The organism is Pseudoflavitalea sp. G-6-1-2 (genome assembly GCF_012927185.1).
In the GTDB taxonomy this organism is placed as follows: Bacteria; Bacteroidota; Bacteroidia; order Chitinophagales; family Chitinophagaceae; genus Pseudobacter.
Map to the genome: position 1 here is coordinate 1,486,372 of NZ_JABBGB010000003.1, position 19,286 is coordinate 1,505,657.

At 48.2% G+C, this 19,286-nt stretch carries 10 protein-coding genes; 8 read left to right on the plus strand and 2 right to left on the minus strand.

The window, feature by feature from the left end; all coding sequences use genetic code 11:
• Positions 1-4 precede the first annotated feature (4 nt).
• Positions 5-1,567: a RagB/SusD family nutrient uptake outer membrane protein gene (locus HHL16_RS23340; RefSeq protein WP_169427743.1), complete on the minus strand. Its 1,563-nt coding sequence runs from the start codon at positions 1,565-1,567 to the stop codon at positions 5-7.
• A 12-nt stretch (positions 1,568-1,579) separates the two neighbouring features.
• On the minus strand, positions 1,580-4,693 hold the full coding sequence (locus HHL16_RS23345) for a TonB-dependent receptor (RefSeq protein WP_206022548.1): 3,114 nt from the start codon (positions 4,691-4,693) through the stop codon (positions 1,580-1,582).
• A gap of 391 nt (positions 4,694-5,084) precedes the next feature.
• Here HHL16_RS23345 and HHL16_RS23350 point away from each other — a divergent pair, with 391 nt between their 5' ends.
• From HHL16_RS23350 to HHL16_RS23385, 8 genes are all read left to right on the plus strand, one after another.
• Positions 5,085-7,286: a radical SAM protein gene (locus tag HHL16_RS23350; RefSeq protein WP_169427745.1), complete on the plus strand. Its 2,202-nt coding sequence runs from the start codon at positions 5,085-5,087 to the stop codon at positions 7,284-7,286.
• A gap of 369 nt (positions 7,287-7,655) precedes the next feature.
• Positions 7,656-10,745, plus strand: a complete 3,090-nt coding sequence (locus HHL16_RS23355; protein ID WP_169427746.1) for a TonB-dependent receptor — start codon at positions 7,656-7,658, stop codon at positions 10,743-10,745.
• Positions 10,746-10,772: 27 nt separating this feature from the next.
• Positions 10,773-12,440 (plus strand): RagB/SusD family nutrient uptake outer membrane protein, encoded by a 1,668-nt coding sequence (locus HHL16_RS23360; protein ID WP_169427747.1) that lies wholly within the window; start codon positions 10,773-10,775, stop codon positions 12,438-12,440.
• A gap of 63 nt (positions 12,441-12,503) precedes the next feature.
• Positions 12,504-13,547 carry a PEGA domain-containing protein gene (locus tag HHL16_RS23365; protein ID WP_169427748.1) on the plus strand — a complete coding sequence of 348 codons (1,044 nt, stop codon included), beginning with the start codon at positions 12,504-12,506 and terminating at the stop codon, positions 13,545-13,547.
• Between the two features lie 25 nt (positions 13,548-13,572).
• The gene (locus HHL16_RS23370) at positions 13,573-14,775 is read left to right on the plus strand and encodes a glycoside hydrolase family 27 protein (protein WP_206022550.1); all 1,203 of its coding nucleotides are present in this window, start codon (positions 13,573-13,575) and stop codon (positions 14,773-14,775) included.
• Positions 14,776-14,816: 41 nt separating this feature from the next.
• Complete coding sequence (locus HHL16_RS23375; RefSeq protein WP_169427750.1) at positions 14,817-16,241, plus strand: hypothetical protein; 1,425 nt, start codon at positions 14,817-14,819, stop codon at positions 16,239-16,241.
• A 23-nt stretch (positions 16,242-16,264) separates the two neighbouring features.
• Positions 16,265-17,272: a GntR family transcriptional regulator gene (locus HHL16_RS23380; protein WP_169427751.1), complete on the plus strand. Its 1,008-nt coding sequence runs from the start codon at positions 16,265-16,267 to the stop codon at positions 17,270-17,272.
• 32 nt (positions 17,273-17,304) lie between these two features.
• Positions 17,305-19,275, plus strand: coding sequence for a hypothetical protein (locus HHL16_RS23385; protein ID WP_169427752.1), 1,971 nt, complete (start codon positions 17,305-17,307; stop codon positions 19,273-19,275).
• The last annotated feature ends 11 nt before the right edge of the window (positions 19,276-19,286 follow it).

Genomic DNA, 19,286 nt, shown 5'->3' on the forward strand with positions numbered 1-19,286 from the left:
ATCATTATTCGTCATAAGGCAGGTTCTGATCTTTCAGCAGCTCTGGGTTTGCATCGAATGCATCCGAGTTGATGGGATAGAGAATTCTGTTGATGTTGATGCCTGTGAAAGGAATACCGCCAATTCTTTTGATAATGAGCGGGTTCATGATGGTGCGCATATAAAGGTATCCGGCATCTGAGTAATCGTAGATCTTACCGATGCGGCACATATCGAACCATCTTTTTCCTTCTCCCAGAAACTCAACCTGACGCTCTTTGAGAATGGTGATTTCAATCTGATCTTTCAGCTGTGCAGGATCATAGTCTGCAAGTGTTGCAGGAATGGTGTAACCAACTCTCGCTCTCACCTGGTTTACGATGTCCAGCGCTTCCTGATGTCTGTCCAGTTTGTTGAGTGCTTCCGCTTTCAGCAGCTGCACATCAGCATAACGATAGATGGGGATTTTTGCAGAACACTCACCCGCGCCTTCGAATGTGAATTTGCCGCCTGGCTTATCAGCCCATGGATAGAACTTGCCCATTTGCGGTCCGCCTTCGTCATACAACTCAGGGAGGTTGTAGGTAACAGTATCCCACTGAGCCCAGAAGCGTCCGTCGATGCGTTTGCCGCTTACAGGATCTGTATGGTCTCTCAGTGCAGAGAAGATAGATGTTGAAATCGCATATTGATTGGTGTTGGAGCTGGAACCCAGCTTGCCGCAGATGCCTACGCCTTCACCGCGTTCGATGCTCGACCAGTACAAATTGAAGATGGTTTCTTTGGATCTGGAAGGATCGATGAACATATCTTTCCATTCTGTAGCATTAGCCACCCAGGTACAACCGCTTGCTGCAATGCAGTCGTTGGCTGCTTTCAGTGCCTCCGGATATTCCTGAAACCACATATGCACATCAGTTTTCAAGGCCAGCACTGCTGATTTCTGCATGTAGTATTTCTGTCCTGTTGCTGATCCGATATTGGCCAGCGCAAGATCGATATCATCCAGTATGCGTTGCTTAACTGCTGCAATATCCGAACGTTTGAAGTTCTTCGGTTGATCGATGGATTCTACCGGTACTGTATGCAGTGGCATTCTGCCCCAGACACGCATACCATAGAAGTACATCAGCGCTCTCAGTCCATAACACTGGCCGAGGTAGTTCTTGTATTTGGTTACACCGCCTTTGAAGTTTGTTTTGATCAGATCGGGATAATACTTGATACCATAATTGCAAAGCGATATGGTACTGTAAAGATCCGTCCAGCGGGTGATGCCGTTGATGTCGTTATCATTTGCGGAGAGTGTATTGCTCACCATGGTGAGCTGTGCATTGCCGGTACCGGCTGCCCGCACATTGTCTGAGCGAACTTCGCCCCAGTCGAACCAGTTGTTGCGGAGTGTGCTTTGCAGCTGATGATACACACCAGCCATCCAGGTGGTGGCATCTGCACTGTCTTTCCAGAAATCACCGGGTACGATGGTGGAGATAGGTTCTTCATCGAGGAACTTGTCACATCCTACACCCATGGCGAATGTGCCGGCGATGAGAATTGCAATCGTGAATTTTATGATGCTTCGTTTCATGGTCTGTAATAATTAGAATGATACATTTAATCCCATACCTACTTCTCTTCTGCGCGGGTATCTTCCTGCGTCGTTGCCTGGTGTGGTTACACTGCGTTGAGACACTTCAGGGTCGAAGCCTGTGTAGTCTGTCCAGGTAAGCAGGTTGGTTCCATAGATATACACGTTCACCAGTTTCATGGCTGCTTTGGCGCTGATGCGCTGAGGCAGCTGATAGGCCAGTCGAACTGCCTGAAGACGAACGAAGTTGCCGTTCTCCAGCCACTGACTTCCGCCGCGGCGCATATTGTCTGCATCTTTGTTGCCACCTCTGTACGAGTCGGTGATCTGTCCGGGATACTTCCACATATTCTCGATGAAGTATGCATCAGGGGTAGTGTTGCTGTTGGAGAACGAAGCAAGGTTTCTTCTGTTCTCGTTGTAGATCATACCTCCGAAGTTGCCATAAAGGTTGAACGACAATTGAAATCCTTTGTAGTTGAAATTGTTGATCAGACTGAGGCTCCAGCGTGGTTGTCCATGGCCGAGGAACTGCCTGTCTTCATTACCGATGTTCTCGTTGTACACGCCTTTTGCATCGGGCAGGTTCTCCCAGATCACATCGCCGCCTTTCAGAGTTACACCTGATGCTTTCAGCTGTTTTACATCGCCGGTATATTTAGATCCGTCGGGGAGGGTATAGCCTTCCACAATGGGTCTGTTGTCTTTGCCGAGCAAAACATTTCCCTGCGCGTCTTTTCTGAGTTGCAGATTCAGTCTGGTGCTGTAATCCGATGTATAGGCATTCGATTCGTCGTACTCATAAATGCCCTGGAATTTATAACCGTAAAAATTGCCTGCTTCTTTTCCCTGATTTACTGTCCAGATATCATCAATATAATCAAGTGGCAGTTTGGTGATCTTGTTTCTTACCTGAGAATAGTTGGCGGTTACCTGCCAGCTGAATTTTGCTGTTCGGATAGGGAAGCCCGATACCATCAGTTCGATACCCTTGTTTTCGAGACCGCCTGCATTCACACGAACCCTGTCCGGGAATCCGCTTTCGAGTGAGAGCGGGAGCTCATACAAAAGGTCGGTGGTTTTCTTGATGTAGTAATCTCCGGCGAAAGTGATTCGTCCGTTGAGGAAAGTAAGATCGATTCCGAAGTTGGTCTGAGCGGTAGATTCCCATTTGATATTTTCGTTACCCATCTTCTGATTGGTACGAACACCGCTGGTTCCCATGTACACATACGGACCAAACACAAATTGCTGGTAACGGTCGTACTCGCCGATCTCCTGATTACCGGTGATACCCCAGGTTACCCTCAGTTTACCATCAGTAAGGAAGCCATCGAATTTTCTCATGAACTTCTCATCGCTGAAGCGCCAGCCTGCAGATACTGATGGGAAATAACCCCAGCGGTTGGTTCTGCTGAATACAGACGATCCATCACGACGGATAGTACCATTGATAAGATATCTTCCCTGATAATCGTAGCCCAGTTTTCCGAAGAAGCCGAGCAGTGAAGAGGATTTTGCTCTGCCGTAGAGGTCAGAAAGGTTATAACGACCGGCAGCATTGAGCGTTTGTACCAGCTCAGTTACGAAGAACGAACCGGAGAGATTCGTTTCATCCGTTCTGTTCTTTTCGGCATTCATACCAATCAGAGCAGTAATTCTGTGCTTTGTTGCAATTGTTCTGTCGTAGCTGGCATAGGCGTTACCCTGCAATCTCCATGGAATGGACATGGATTCATATCCCGTATTTACAGGTGGGTTGCCACTGTTGAGCAGTTTGGAACTGAAAAATGAAGTTTTTCTGAACTCCAGGTCTGCAGAGGCATCTACGTGCAATACCAGATTATCCAAAAGTTTGTATTCGAAACCCTGGTAGAAAATGCCTTTATAATTCTTTTGAACATTCGAGCGGAGATAGGCTTCAGCAATCGGGTTTCTTCTTCCTCCATTGAAGTATAACAATTCTCCGTTGGGAAGATAGAGCGCCATGCCCGGAGGGCGTTGCAGTGATTGCCTGATTACGTTGCCTTCATCGATCAGACTGCGGTTCTGAAAAGTGAAGTTGATACGTGAAAGCATGCTGAAACGCTTGTTAGGTCTGTATTCAACATTGCTTCTGAGAGACATTCGTTTGTTGAAACTGTTAATGATGATACCAGTTTCGTCGAGGTACTGAACACTGTTGAAATAGTTGAGTACCTGCGTACCGCCTCTGAGACCGAGATCCACCTGAGTACGTGCCGCTGTTTGTGTGATCAGATCCTGATAATCGTTATCGGAGTTTCTGTTGAAGGAGGTGGAGTCGTCGTTCTTGGGATCGAGTCCGAGATTGCCTCTGCGATCGAACATCTGTCTTTGCAGACGGTTAGCCTGACTGATTCTGTTGCTCAATCTGCTGTAACTTCTCAGGATATCGATGTTCACCTGTGGTTTTCCTTCTGTACCGCGTTTGGTGGTGATGATGATTACACCGTTGGCCGAACGTGATCCATAGATGGCCGCAGATGCCGCATCTTTCAGTATTTCTATAGATTGTATGTCTTTAGGGTTGATAACACTGATGTTCTTCATCGGTGCACCATCTACAATGTACAGTGGTTTGATACCGGCATCTGAGAGCGTGCTCAACCCGCGGATAGCGATATCGGATTCTTCACCGGGAGATCCTGATTCATTCATTACCCGCACACCCGGCGCCATGCCCTGAATGGCATCGAAGATATTCACCGGTTGACGGTTTTCGATCTCTTTGGCGCCGATGGAACTGATAGCGCCTGTTACATCGCGCTTGGCTACTTTCTGTCCGTAGCCCACTACAATCACTTCATTGAGATCGTTGAGTTTTTGTTTGAGTGAGATCCGCAGATCGCTCGATGCACCTACAGCCTGTGAAAATGGTTCGTATCCTACACGGGAATAAACCAGTACTGTTTTGGCTGATGGCACACTGATGCTGAATTTTCCACTGGAATCCGTGGTGGTTCCATTGGATGTACCCTGAATGGTAACGCTTACTCCGCCGAGAAAGTTTCCTTTTTCATCGGTGATCTGTCCCTTTACCGGGATTAGATTCTGAGCAAAAAGTGGGGGAGAAAAGTACACCAGAAATAAACTGAGAAGAATCATTCGCCAACGAAATCCCGTTGACAGCAAGGCAGTCGAGTTACATTTCATATGCAATAATTGGTCTTTCCGGTATGCCGGAACAAGCACAGGCATACACAGATAAGCAGTTAGTTAAATGAGCAATTAAACCTGCGCCATCCTCTGGCGTCTAAACGGATTTTGCTCCGGCCTAAATATACGTGCGGAAAATACCACAGGTCAACAGGGAGATTGTACAAGTAGTAAACTATTTTGTCATGTTACCGGTATAGAAGCTATCCGGAACCGGTATTCTTGCTTTTGGTCAAAGATTTGATAGCAGAACCCGTTTCGGAAAGGGGGAGATGGCTGCCAAAATCCCGGCTCTGGCGCTTCCCCTCAATTGACGTAATTTTGCATCAAATTACCCGATTTGAGCGCTACTGTTTTTTTGCTGACACCTCCTTTTACTCAACTTAATACGCCGTACCCGGCCACTGCCTACCTGAAGGGATTTCTCAATACAAAGAATATCTCCTCCTTCCAGGCCGATCTGGGTATCGAAGTAACGCTTGCCCTGTTCAGCCGTTCCGGCCTGCAGGATCTGTTCGATCATATTGGTCGGCACCTTCCGGAGAATCCTTCCGAAAACATTTCGAGGATCATTGCTTTGCAGGATGAATACATCACCACTATAGATGATGTGATCGGTTTTCTTCAGGGACATAATCCCACCATGGCGCACCGGATCTGCAAACGCGACTTCCTTCCCGAAGCCAGCCGCTTTGCACAACTCGAAGACCTCGACTGGGCCTTCGGTTCCATGGGCACGCAGGATAAGGCAAAACACCTCAGCACCATGTATCTCGAAGACCTGAGCGATCTCATCCGCGAATGTGTGGACGAACATTTCGGATTCAGCCGTTATGCCGAAAGGCTGGGCCGCTCCGCCAACAGCTTCGACGAACTCTATGCAGAACTGCAGAAAGAATATACCTATATCGATCACCTGCTGATCCGGCTGCTGCAACAGCATATGGATAATGTGCAACCGAAACTGGTGGCCATCTCGGTTCCATTTCCCGGCAATCTCTATACCTCACTTCGTTGCGGGCAATGGATCAGAAAGAACTATGCAGACGTGAAAGTGGCCATGGGCGGAGGTTTTGCGAATACAGAACTTCGTTCGCTCAGCGATGCCCGCGTGTTTGAGTTCTACGATTTCATTACGCTCGATGATGGTGAAGCGCCGATCGAGAACCTCATTCATCATATCGAAGGCACCAAATCGAAGGAAGAACTGAAGCGAACTTTTACATTGGTGGATGGAGCAGTAACCTACTTCAACAATAAATCCTGCTCCGATTACAAACAGGCGCAGGTAGGAACGCCCGACTACAGCGATTTTCTGCTCGAAGGATACATCAATGCCATCGAAGTGGTGAATCCCATGCACCGCATGTGGAGTGATGGAAGATGGAACAAACTCACCATGGCACATGGCTGTTACTGGGGCAAATGCACGTTCTGTGATATCTCGCTCGATTATATCAGACTGTACGAACCGGTTGCTGCATCATTGCTCTGCGACAGAATGGAGCAACTGATAGCGCAAACCGGACAAAACGGATTTCACTTTGTGGACGAAGCAGCTCCGCCTGCGCTGATGCGCGCGCTGGCGCTGGAGATCATCAAACGCAAGCTGGTGGTGAGCTGGTGGACGAATATCCGCTTCGAGAAAAGTTTCACCCGCGATCTCTGCCTGCTGCTGAAAAGATCGGGCTGCATTGCGGTGAGCGGTGGGTTGGAAGTAGCGAGCGACCGCCTGCTCGAACTGATCCAGAAAGGAATCACCGTGGCGCAGGTAGCACAGGTGAACAAGAATTTTACAGAGGCCGGCATAATGGTGCACGCGTATCTGATGTATGGATTTCCTACACAGACTGCACAGGAGACAATCGATTCGCTCGAAATGATCAGACAGATGTTTGCCGCAGGCATTCTGCAATCTGCCTTCTGGCATTTGTTTACTATGACGGCGCATAGTCCGGTTGGACTCGAACCTGCAAAATTCAATGTGAAGAAAGAAACAGAAGCAATTGGCAGTTTTGCCAACAACGATATAGTGCACGTAGATGAATCCGGTGCAGAGCACGAAGCATTCAGTTACGGACTGAAAAAATCATTGCTGAATTACATGCACGGCATCGGGCTCGAAGAGCCGCTGCAGAAGTGGTTCGATTTTAAAGTGCCCAAAACGAAGATCGCGCCAGATCATATCACACAGGTGCTCACGCATGATCTGTACAGCAGTTCCAAACCAACTTCCAAGATCGTATGGCTTGGCCGCAGCCCGGTGGTAGAACATTTCACCAAATCGAAAAAGGGTAGCCAGTGGGAGATGACTTCTCTGGTATTTCAGGATAAGAAAGGAACGCATAGCATCAGTGTGAATAAAGAACAGGGCGATTGGCTGGCAGAGATGCTGGGCAAATTATCTGTGTCGAATGCAAAGACCTATACGCTGCAGGAAGTGATGGATAGCTACCATGCGAGCGGGTTTGAAGACTTTGAATTGTTCTGGGACAACAAACCGGTGAATACCTTGCACAAGGTGGGATTATTGAAATTGTAACAATCGAACTAACCATATGCGAAGCCCGCAGGATCAATTCCTGCGGGCTTTTTTAATGTATTCAATGCGGCTGTGGTTCTCACAAAAAGCAGGGGAGAAGCTAATAATCCATGCACCTGATAAGTTGATTGACGCACGTCAAAAAAAACTTTTGGATACCAAATGGAATCCTATATTTGTACTAGAACAGACCAGACTAGAACTGTAAATACCAAACAACAATGTCCCTTCTATGGGCCAAACCAAAACGATTGCAATGAAAGCAACTCCTCCGCGCGCCTGCGACAGCAGCTGACTGCCGCATTTTCCAATTTTTCTTTACTACGCATTTGTCTTAAACCCTGATAAGCTATAACCAAAAAACAAATTATGAGATATTGTTTTTACGGGAGCCGAACCCTTGCTGGTTCAGTCTCCAGGCGATTGCTCTCAACTGTATTTCTGCTGCAGTTGTTGCTGTGTGTGGGGGCTCCTGTGCTGGCGCAGAACAACATTCAGATTCGCGGTACCATCACCAATCAGAAAGGAGAGCCTGTAGGCGGGGCTTCCATCACTGAGAAAGGAACCAGCAATGGTACTGTAACCCTCGAAGATGGAAAATTCTCCATCAACGTGGCTGGTACTAAATCCATCCTCCTCATTTCTTTCACTGGCTATGCTGGTCAGGAACTGATGGTTGGAAACAACACTACGCTCAACATCACCCTGCAACCCGATGGTAAATCACTCAACGAAGTGATCGTTGTAGGATATGGTGCACAAAAGAAAGCCACACTCACCGGTTCTGTTGCTACCGTGAAAGGATCAGACATCTCCAAAAGCAGTTCTGTAAACGTTTCCAACGCTATCGCAGGTCGCATTCCCGGTGTAATTGCCAACAATCGTTCAGGCCGCCCCGGCGACGACGGTTCTTCTATCTACATCAGAGGTTTCAACTCTTTCAGCGGTGGTACAAGTCCACTTATTCTGGTAGATGGAATTCCCGACAGAAGCATCAGCCGTTTAAATCCCAACGATATTGAAAGTATTACTGTTCTGAAAGATGCATCTGCAGCCATCTACGGTGTGCGTGCTGCTAACGGAGTTATCCTCGTTACTACAAAAAGAGGTAAGTCCGGTGCACCCAGCATTCAGTACGAAGGCACTTACGGCATTCAGCAACTTACAAGAATTCCCACCACCACCAACTCATGGGAGTACATGACCTGGTACAACGAAGTGAAGCCTGGCACTTACGCACAGACTGAGATCGACAAGTACAAAGCAGGCAATGTTCCCAATTACACAAGCACCGACTGGCTGCGCGAAGTATTCCGCACCAGTGCTCCGCAAACTTCTCATGCGCTGTCTGTAAGCGGTGGCAATGAAAATGTGAAATACTATTTCTCTGGTCAGTACACAGAGCAGAGCAGCAACTTCAAGAACAGCATCGAAAAATACAAGCAGTTCAACTTCCGCTCGAATATCGATGCAAGGATCTCGAAGAACCTGAAAGTGAACCTCGATATCGCGGGTCGTCAGGAAGACCGCACGTATCCTTACTGGAGCGTAGGAAGCATTCTGCACGAAACAAGATCGATGTATCCATACATCCCCACCTATTGGGCCAATGGTTCACCCAGCGCGGGTTTGGCCGGAGGCAGAAACCCTATTCTCATGACCAGCGGTGAACCTGGATACGACAGAATCAAGAACTACGTGATCAACCCGCTCGCCGGATTCGAACTGAAGCTTCCTTTCATCACACAAGGGCTTGCGATCAGCGGATATGCTTCCTTTGACGTGAACCTTCGTCACGAAAAGATCTTCAGCAAACAATACGACGCCTGGGATTTCAATAAAACCACCGGCACGTACACCAATATGCGTACCTCTACCGGCATCGCCAGCATTACGCAGGATGAAAGCATGATCAATGCAAACACGCAGTTCCTCAAACTGTCGTACGACAGACAGTTCGGTCGCCATACCATCGGCGCTTTTGTTGGATATGAAGCCACTTCTTCCAACAACTGGGGAACTTATGCATACAGAAAGAATCTGCTGAGCGATCAGATCGATCAGATCTTCACCGGATCTACCGAAGGCCAGCTCGCAACCGGTTCTGCTTCGCAGGATGGCCGCGCCAGCTATCTCGGAAGAATCCAGTACGATTACGATTCCAAATATCTCGCCGAAGTAACCATGCGTTACAATGGATCTTTCAACTTCCCATCCAACAACCGCTGGGGCCTGTTCCCTGCCGTTATCCTCGGATGGAGAATCTCCGAAGAGAAATTCTTCAAAGACAACGTGAAGTTTATCGATCAGCTGAAACTCAGAGCCAGCTGGGGTTTGATGGGTAGTGACGCCGTTGCGCAATACCTCTTCCTTACTCGCTATCAGATGGCTACCAGCAGTGCTTACTTCCCTTATTTCGGAGACAATTTCCAACAGGCTCCTTCATTGGTGCTGAGCAGCACTCCCAATGAACTCATCACATGGGAAAAACAGGATACCAGAAATATCGGTTTCGATGCCACTTTGCTGAATGGCAAACTGAACATCACCGCTGATTATTTCCGCTATCTCAGACACGATATCCTCGCAAAAAGAAATGCCAGCATTCCCATCTACACCGGCATGAGCTTGCCCAATGAAAATATCGGAAGAACACTGAACAGAGGTTTCGATTTCTCTGTCAACTACAGCAACAACTTCGGTGAATTCATGTACAATATCGGCGTGAACGGAACCTATGCAAAGAGCAAGATCCTGTTCAGTGACGAAGCTACCACAGTTCCCGAATGGCAGAAATCTGAAGGTCATCCGATCGACTCATGGATGCTTTACCAAACTGCCGGCATCTATCGCAGCCAGGCTGAGATCGATAAATCCACCCACCTTCCCGGTGCAAAAGTGGGCGATATCATCATCATCGACCGCGACGGAAACAAAGAGATCAATGCCAATGATATGGTCAGAAGTTTCGAGTCTGCTACACCGAAAGTGGTGTACGGCATCATCCTCGGTGGTTCATGGAGAGGATTCAGTGTGAACATGGTTTGGGCCGGACAAGCGATGGCCAAACAAACTGTGAACCCGCAAGCACAGAGTGCAGCGATGGCTCCTGCAAAATGGCAGTACGACAACCGCTACACTCCGGAGAATCCGAACTCTCTCTATCCACGTGCATACAGCACCAGCAGCCCCAACAGCGGTTACTACAACAGTTCAGATTTCTGGCTGAGAAGTGCTGCATTCCTGCGTCTGAAAACATTGGAAATTTCTTACAACGTTCCAACAAAACTGTACAGCAAATACGGGGTTAATTCACTCCGCGTGTTCGCAAGCGGATATAACCTCATCTCCTTCGATAAAATGAAGAAGTATGATGTTGACCCTGAAACAAACAACACTACCGGCGTAAACTATCCTCAGACAAGGATCTTCCGTTTCGGTATCAATGTAGGATTGTAATCATTCCCGTAATTCAAAAATCAAATTATGAAGTCCAACATATTTCTGGCACTCGGGATCTTCTTCGGCAGCGCAACTGTGGTGAGCTGTTCAAAGGTCCTTGACAAAGCGCCGCTGGATTCCTATACTGATGAATCTGTATGGAAAGATCTCAAGCTGGCTGAGGCTTATGGCAATAATATCTACAACGTACTGCCCACCATGACCTGGGATTGGGGCAACTCCATCAACAGAAGTTTCATGCTGTCTGCCGCCTGCGACGAAAGCTTCAACAAATTCGATTATGGCGAATGCAGAAGCGTGTTCAACGCCGGACTGCTTTCTCCCGACAACGCAGGCGATTTCGATATCTGGGCAAGATGTTATCATCATATTCAAAATGCGAATGTGTTTCTGTCGAGAATCGACAATGTTCCCGGCGACGACGCATTCCGCAAACGCATCAAAGGTGAAGTAACTTTCCTGCGCGCGTACGCTTACTTCATGCTCGTGAATGATTATGGTGGAGTACCACTCATCAAAGAACCATTCAAACTCAGTTCAGATTTCAAAGTTGCAAGAAGCAGCTACGAAGATTGTGTGAAGTTCATCACTGCTGAACTCGATGCAGCCGCTTCGATGCTTCCTCCCACCAATGCTCCCAAAGGCCGCATCACCGGCGCTTTGGCCATGGCCATCAAATCGAGAATGTTGCTCTATGCAGCAAGCGACTGGTGGAACGACGGTAAAACACCCACTGAAAGAACACCCAAATGGCAGGCCGCTTCTGACGCTGCCAAAGCTGTGATCGATTTGAATGCATTCTCTCTGTTCACCGGTAAATTCGAAACCATTTTCACAAGCTTCAACAATGAGCTGATTGGTGTTCGCCTTTCAAGCAAACAATACCTGAATGCTTTCGATGGGGTGGAAGAAATGTGCATGCCCAACGGATACCGCGGATGGTCTGCTTACGCACCTACGCAGGATCTCGTGGATGCATTCGGAACCGCCGACGGAAAATACATCACCGATGCCACATCGGGATACAATCCACAGAACCCTTACGTGAACCGCGATCCGCGTTTCTATGCCAGTATCATTTTCGATGGCAGACCAACAGGCAACCCGGCTTACTATCCTGACAGAACTACCAATCAGGCGCAGTTCTACGAAGGTGGCTACGATTCTGATCAGGGATATGATACCTGGAACAACAGCCTCACACGCTACACTTTCAGAAAATACATGGATACCACTTACAACTACAGAGTGGATAAACAAACCAATAAATTCTGGATCCTCAGCCGTCTCGGTGAGATCTATCTCAACTATGCCGAAGCGCAATTCCATCTCGGTCACGAAGATGTTGCCAGAGAATATCTCAACAAGATCAGAAGCAGAGCGGGCATCACCAACCCGATCACTGAATCTGGCGATGCGCTCCGCGACAGAATCAGAAATGAAAGGCAGGTAGAGCTTTGCTTCGAAGGACATCGCTATTACGATGTGCGCCGCTGGAAGATCGCCAACGTTACCGAGAACAGGCCTTGCCGTCAGGTGATCATTCAGAAGAATCTCACCACCGGCGTAAGAACCTTTACCTATCAGACTTTGGAAGATAGAGCATTCGATGCATCGAAACACTACCTGATGCCGATCCCAAGAACAGAGATTAACCGTACAGGCCTCAAGCAAAACGATAATTATCAATAAAGCAGCAGCATGCGCAACCCTGTTTACAGTGCGGGGTTGCGCTCTTTTAAAATTACCCGCAGTATGAAAATATTGTATTCACTGATCGCAATTCCGGTTTTGCTTGCATCCTCCTGCAAAAAGGGAGACGACAAAAAAAGCGAACCGAAGAACACCCATACCATCAGTTTCAATACGCCAGGCAATGAACCCGGATTCATTTATGTAGATGGACAGTACACCGGCTCCAAAACTCCGGCCAGCATTGAGCTGCAGCCCGGTAATCACACCATAGGTATAGCCCTGCAAAACTCCTTCACTTATTTGCGCAAAGAAACCAACGTTAGCGGCAACGCCACCATCGATTTCACTAACGCAGACAAACCTGCACCAAAGACCTGGAAGGCACTCTGGATAGGCCTTTACGAAACAACAGGCATTTCTGCCACCGGCAATTGCAGCACGCACTTCTCTCAATCTGAACTCGATGCCGGATACGATTTCTTCAACTGGAGCCTGCAGCAGCACTTCGAAAAATATTCCTACGGAACCATGAAATGGGAAGTAGAAAGAAAAGATATTTCAGTACCGGTTTCTCTCACGCGCGCCAATGCAAACTGGTTTACGGTTGAACCCTCTACCATCACAGCGCTGATGCCGCAGATCCAGCCAGGCGTGTACGATTGTGTGTTCGTGTTCTGGAGAGAGAAAGAAGGAAGCTGCAGTTTTCAGAGCAACTATTTCGGTCTCGCATGGACCAATCCCATCGCCGAGCCTATCAAAACAGGTTATGTAACCGTCAAGTTCGATGCCGGTACCAGCATTACAGACAGGATCAATTATTACAAAACAACAGATCCCGGTGTGTACATCCACGAATGGCTGCATACTACAGGGGAGAACTTCTATCAGAATAAAGGACTGGCATTGCCTGCGAAGGCCGGAGGTTATTCCGTGCATGCGGCTGAAATGTACAACTACAGCTTCCCCTGGATGAACTGGTATCTCGATTTTGTATCGGGCCGCGTGCCTAACCCTTCCGGAGAACCGAAATACCTCGGTATTGGTCCGGATGGATTGCTCCGATGCACCGTCCGCGAAACCGCTGTCAACAACAACTGCCGATAAGATCAATACATTCGCAAATTCTCACATGAAAAAAGTAACTACAATCTTCGCTGCATTGGCTTGTTCCATCACCATGCAGGCACAGAAATTCGAGGGACTGGCCAATACGCCACCGATGGGCTGGAACAGCTGGAACACTTTCAACACCAACATCAACGAGGCCATGATCAAGGAAACTGCAGATGCGCTGGTGTCTTCGGGCATGCGCGATGCAGGCTACGTTTACCTCGTACTCGATGATGGCTGGATGGCGATGCAGCGCGACAGCAACGGCAACCTCGTTCCCGATCCGAAGAAGTTTCCCAGTGGCATGAAAGCCCTGGCCGATTACGTGCATTCGAAGGGCTTAAAGTTCGGCATGTACAACTGTGCCGGAACGCTTACCTGCGCCAAATATCCCGGTACCCGCGGCTACGAATACCAGGATGCTAGAAATTATGCGGCGTGGGACGTTGATTATCTTAAATTCGACTGGTGCAATACTGCCGGCATCAACGCAAAGGAAGCGTACACCACCATGAGCAAGGCGCTCCGCGCAGCAGGCCGCCCTATGATCTTCAGTCTCTGCGAATGGGGCGTGAACAAACCCTGGCAATGGGGAGCTCCTGTTGGTCAGCTCTGGCGCACTACCGAAGATATCTGGCAGGTATTCGATTCTGTTCACAGCATGGGCACATGGGATGCACTCAGCGTAATGCGCATCGCAGACCTGAACGATTCTTTGAGAAAGTATGCAGCGCCCGGTGCATGGAACGATCCCGATATGCTCGAAGTAGGCAATGGCATGAGTTATGTGGAAGATAAAACACATTTCTCCCTGTGGGCCATGATGGCCGCTCCGCTCATTGCAGGCAACGATATCAGAAAGATGAGCCAGCAAACCAAAGAGATCCTGACCAACAAAGCCATCATCGCTATCGATCAGGACCCTCTGGGAATTCAGGGTTTCAAATACGCAGATACAGACAGCATGCAGGTTTGGTTCAAACCATTGCAGAACGGAGACTGGGCAGCGCTTTTCCTCAACCGCAGCAGCAGAGTGAAAGAAGTTTATTTCAACTGGAAAACCGAACTGGTTACCGACAAGATCTTTCATCATGAACTCGACAGAAATGCCAGCTACAAACTCACCAATGTTTGGACCGGCAAGGAAGAAGGCACCACTGCCAAACCCGTGAAAGCCATGCTGAATCCGCATGATGTGATCATGTACCGATTAAAGAAATGATAGTAAAGAACACTATAGTGACTTCATCAAAAGTTTTTCTCTTGTTCGTCGTTCTGTTAGGGCTAACCGGATGGGGGAGGCTGCATGCGCAGCATTCCTCCATCCAATTCCTATCGTCTGACAATGCATTGCAGACTGCATTTTACAGAGCGAAGGAAATGGCGCTTTCTTATCAGGGCAAATCAACCGATCCGGTTGGACCATGGTACGAAGCTGCGCTTCCTGAAAGAAGTGCATTCTGCATCAGAGACGTGTCGCATCAATGCATTCCCGCTGAGATGCTGGGCATGCATCGGGAGAACAGGAATATGTTCACGCATTTTCTGTCGAATATCTCTGAAAGCAAGGACTGGTGCACTTTCTGGGAAATGAATAAATACGGCAAACCAGCTCCCGAAGATTATCGCAACGATACTGCTTTCTGGTACAACCTCAATGCGAACTTCGAACTGGTGCATGCCTGCTGGCGCTTGTATAACTGGACGGGCGACAGCAGCTATATCGCGCACCCTGTAGCGAAGAAATTCTTTCAGCTCACCATGCATCAGTACATCGACCGGTGGATATTGCAGGTAGATTCGTTGCTGAAAAGACCGCCCTTCCCCAATGCGCCGCAGCCGTTCAATTTCAACGATTATTTTCATCGTTGCAGGGGACTGCCTTCTTATTACGAATCACTCTCCGATATGCAGATGGGAGTGGATCTGGTGGCTGCCATCTATCGATCAATGATCAGTTATGCAGGCATACTGAAAACATTGGGGGATGATGCAACAGCATCCATCTTTCTTCAAAAAGCAGAAGCCTATCGTCAGCATCTCGAAGCCAATTGGTGGGATGCCTCGAAACAGCGATACAACACATGGTACAATAACAAAGGCGTATTCGGAAGAGCGGAAGGAGATGTGTTTCTGCTCTGGACCGATGCATTGACAGATACCAGCCGCATTCGCGGTACGCTCGATGCAATGCGCAGTGGCAACTGGAATGTAGAGAATCTTAGCTACGCACCATTGCAATACTGCAAGTACGGAAAGCGGAAGGAAGCATACGAAATTATTCTTCACCTCACCAATCCTGCAACCAAACGCAGAGAGTATCCCGAAGTATCTTTCGGTGTGCTCGAAGGCATTGTGCAGGGGCTGATGGGGCTGAGTGCCGATGCGGCAAAGAACCGGATCAGGAGCATCAATAACCTCGGTTCTTCCCGTTTCTCGGAGATCAGCAACCTGAGTATTTTAGGAAACCGCATCCGTTTAAAACACTGGATGAAGGGCGCCAGCTTCACCAATGAAGGCCGGAAGCCGCTCTGGTGGCGGGCCGCATTCCATGGAAAACTGAGCTACATTACTGCCGGAGGAAGAAAAATTAAAGCCTCCCATGAAAGAGACCTCATGGGAAACTGGATAACTTATGTAGATTTACAGGTAAGCCCCGGAAAAAAGATTACGGCCTCTATACCCTGAGCAGTCAAAGTATATGCAACACTATGAATGTATTTGATAAGATAAGAGAGTTGGAACAGGTTGCTTCCTATTCGAAGCACGACAGGTTGGTACAGGGAATCATTAACACCATTAATGATCAGATCCTGCTGCCCGATGATACACTTCCATCAGTGAACAATCTCATACGTGAGCTGGGATTCTCGCGCGAAACCATCATGAAGGGTTACCGCGAACTCGTGAGCAGGGGGATAGTGGAATCGAAGAACAGGTTGGGCTACTACGTGGCCAACAGCAGTACCGAACAGTTGCTGAAAGTGGCGCTGCTGATGTACAACCTCGACAGCTTCGAGGAGCAGTTCTATCGCAATTTCCGTCAGACCCTGGGCAATGGCATCAGTCTGCAGGTATTTTTCCATCACGGAAATATCGACATATTCGAAACCATTCTGCAACGGATCAAAGGGCAGTTCGGCATGTATGTGATTGCACCGATTCCGCATCCCAGAACAAAGGACCTGTTGGAAGCCGTGCCCCGCAACAAGTTGCTGATGTTCGACAGATTCGAGCCGCTGGAAGGTGAGTTCAGTCATATTACACAGGAGTTTGAGCAATCATCCTACAAAGTATTCACTGAGCTGGCAGATGAGATCAGAACCTTCAATGAGTTCGTGTTCTTCCATTCGCCCGATTCACTCGATCCGAAGGAGATAGTGCAGGCATTCAAAAAATTTCTGAAAACACATAAGGTGAAGGGAAGCATCGTAAAAGAATTCGTTCCCGGAACCCTCGAGAAGAATAAAGTGTATTTCACGCTCGACAACTTTGCGATGTGGGAAATACTGAAAGAATGCAAACAGAAGAAATTCAAGCCCGGTAAGGATATTGGCCTGCTCTCACATAACGATGAGCCTGCCAAAGAGTTCGTAGGCATCACCACTTACTCGGCTGATTTCGCATTGATGGGAACCATGGCCGCAGAGGCAATTCTTAATAAAGAAATCGTACAAGTTACCATTCCCACCACATTGGCAAGGCGGGGAACACTATAGCATAATATCCCAAATACTTAAATAAGCATCTGATGAAGAAACTGATACTGCCGGCATTGCTGCTGGCCGGGAGCACTTTGTGCGCCCAGCAGAAATACTGGCAACTGAGCAAGGATGGCGGAATTCAATTTAATGTGAAGCAGGGCCAGTCGCATTCCGATCATTTTGAAATGAGTGGAAAGCAGCTGTCGGCCATTCTGAAGTATGGAGTGAAAGACGGAAAGATGATGATCAGCAGAAAGTTGGTATTTCCGATGCTGCGCACCATCCCCAATGATACCAGAGGAAATCTCATCAGAGAGTTTAATGGAAATTTTGCTGAACAGATTCTCATCGATGGGGCAAAAGCTATAGAGAAACCCGTTTCGTTTTCCATCAGAGGTGCGTTGCAAACCACCGGCGAACTGCAGCAGGGGCTGAGCCTCCGCAGGAATGTGTTTCCTTCTCCGGACAAAGCAGCGTACATCGAATCTTACACCATCCGAAATAACAGCACTGTGGCGGTTTCTGTAAAGATCCCGGCCATCGACAGTGTGAATGTAACCGACGAAAAGAAAGGCGTGTACGGGGCATATGTGATCGAACATAAAGTATATAACAGTGGCGACTATACGCTTCAACCCGGCAATGAACTGCATTGCTGGATCACCATCAGCGCAAAGAAAAAAGCAGAAGAATCTGTGTATGTGAGCGATACATGGGAATGGCAAAAACGAACTGCTTTGGTGGATGAGTTACAGCAGAAGCTGGTGCTCGAAACACCTGATCCCGTGATCAACCGCATGTTCTCTTTCGCCAAGATCAGAGCGGCGGAAAGCATTTATGAAACTAAAGCCGGACTGATGCATGGTCCCGGTGGCGGCGAATACTACGCAGCCATCTGGGCGAATGATCAGGCAGAATATGTAAATCCTTTTTTCGCTTATCTCGGAAACAGCGCTGGGATTGAATCTGCGCGAAACAGTTATCGTTTGTTTGCTTCTTACATAAATCCGGAATTCAAATCAATCCCCAGTTCCATCATTGCCGAAGGTGTTGGTTTCTGGAATGGGGCGGGGGATCGTGGTGATCAGGCAATGATCGGTTATGGCGCTGCGCAATTTGCACTCACCCTCGCCGATACAACCGAAGCCAGAAATCTCTGGCCCTTGATAGAATGGTGCAATCAGTACCTGCTGAAAAGAAAATCTGCCGATGGTGTGATCGAATCAGAGTCGGATGAACTGGAAGGAAGATTCCCTGCGGGCCGCTTCAATTTATCTACCAACTCACTGGCTTATGGCAGTTTCATCTACAGCGCAAAACTGGCCGAATGTCTCGGCAAACACGGTACTGCTGCTGCTTTGAACTATGAGGCGAAACAGCTGCGCGCAAATATGGAAAAGTATTTCGGCGCAAAAGTAGAAGGCTTCAATACTTACAAATATTATGATGCCAATGATAAACTGCGTTCATGGATCTGTCTTCCATTAGTGATGGGCATCTACGACAGAAAAGATCAGACGCAGGCGGCCTTGCTTTCTCCGAAACTATGGTCGCCCAATGGATTGCTCACGGAGTCTGGTTCCAAAACTTACTGGGACCGTTCAACGCTCTATGCATTCCGCGGACTCTTCAAGGCAGGGGCCACCGACACTACCATGAAGTACCTGAGCTATTATTCCGGTATGCGATTGCTGGGTGCGCATGTGCCTTATGCGATAGAGGCCTGGCCGGAAGGCAATCAGCGTCACCTTTCTGCCGAGAGCGGACTTTATTGCCGTGCTCTCGTGGAAGGCTTGCTGGGCTTCGATCCTGAAGGTTTCAGGAGTTTCTCCCTTGCTCCGAAACTGCCCAAGAACTGGGACAAGGTTTCGCTCAATAACATACATGCATTCAATACCATATTCAACATAACCGTGCAGCGGGTTTCCGGAAAATACCGTGTGACCGTGGAAGAAAAAGGCAAGGCGGCTCAGACGATAATATGGAACGGAGAAAAACCGCTGCACTTTACGCTCTAAATGCTAGATTT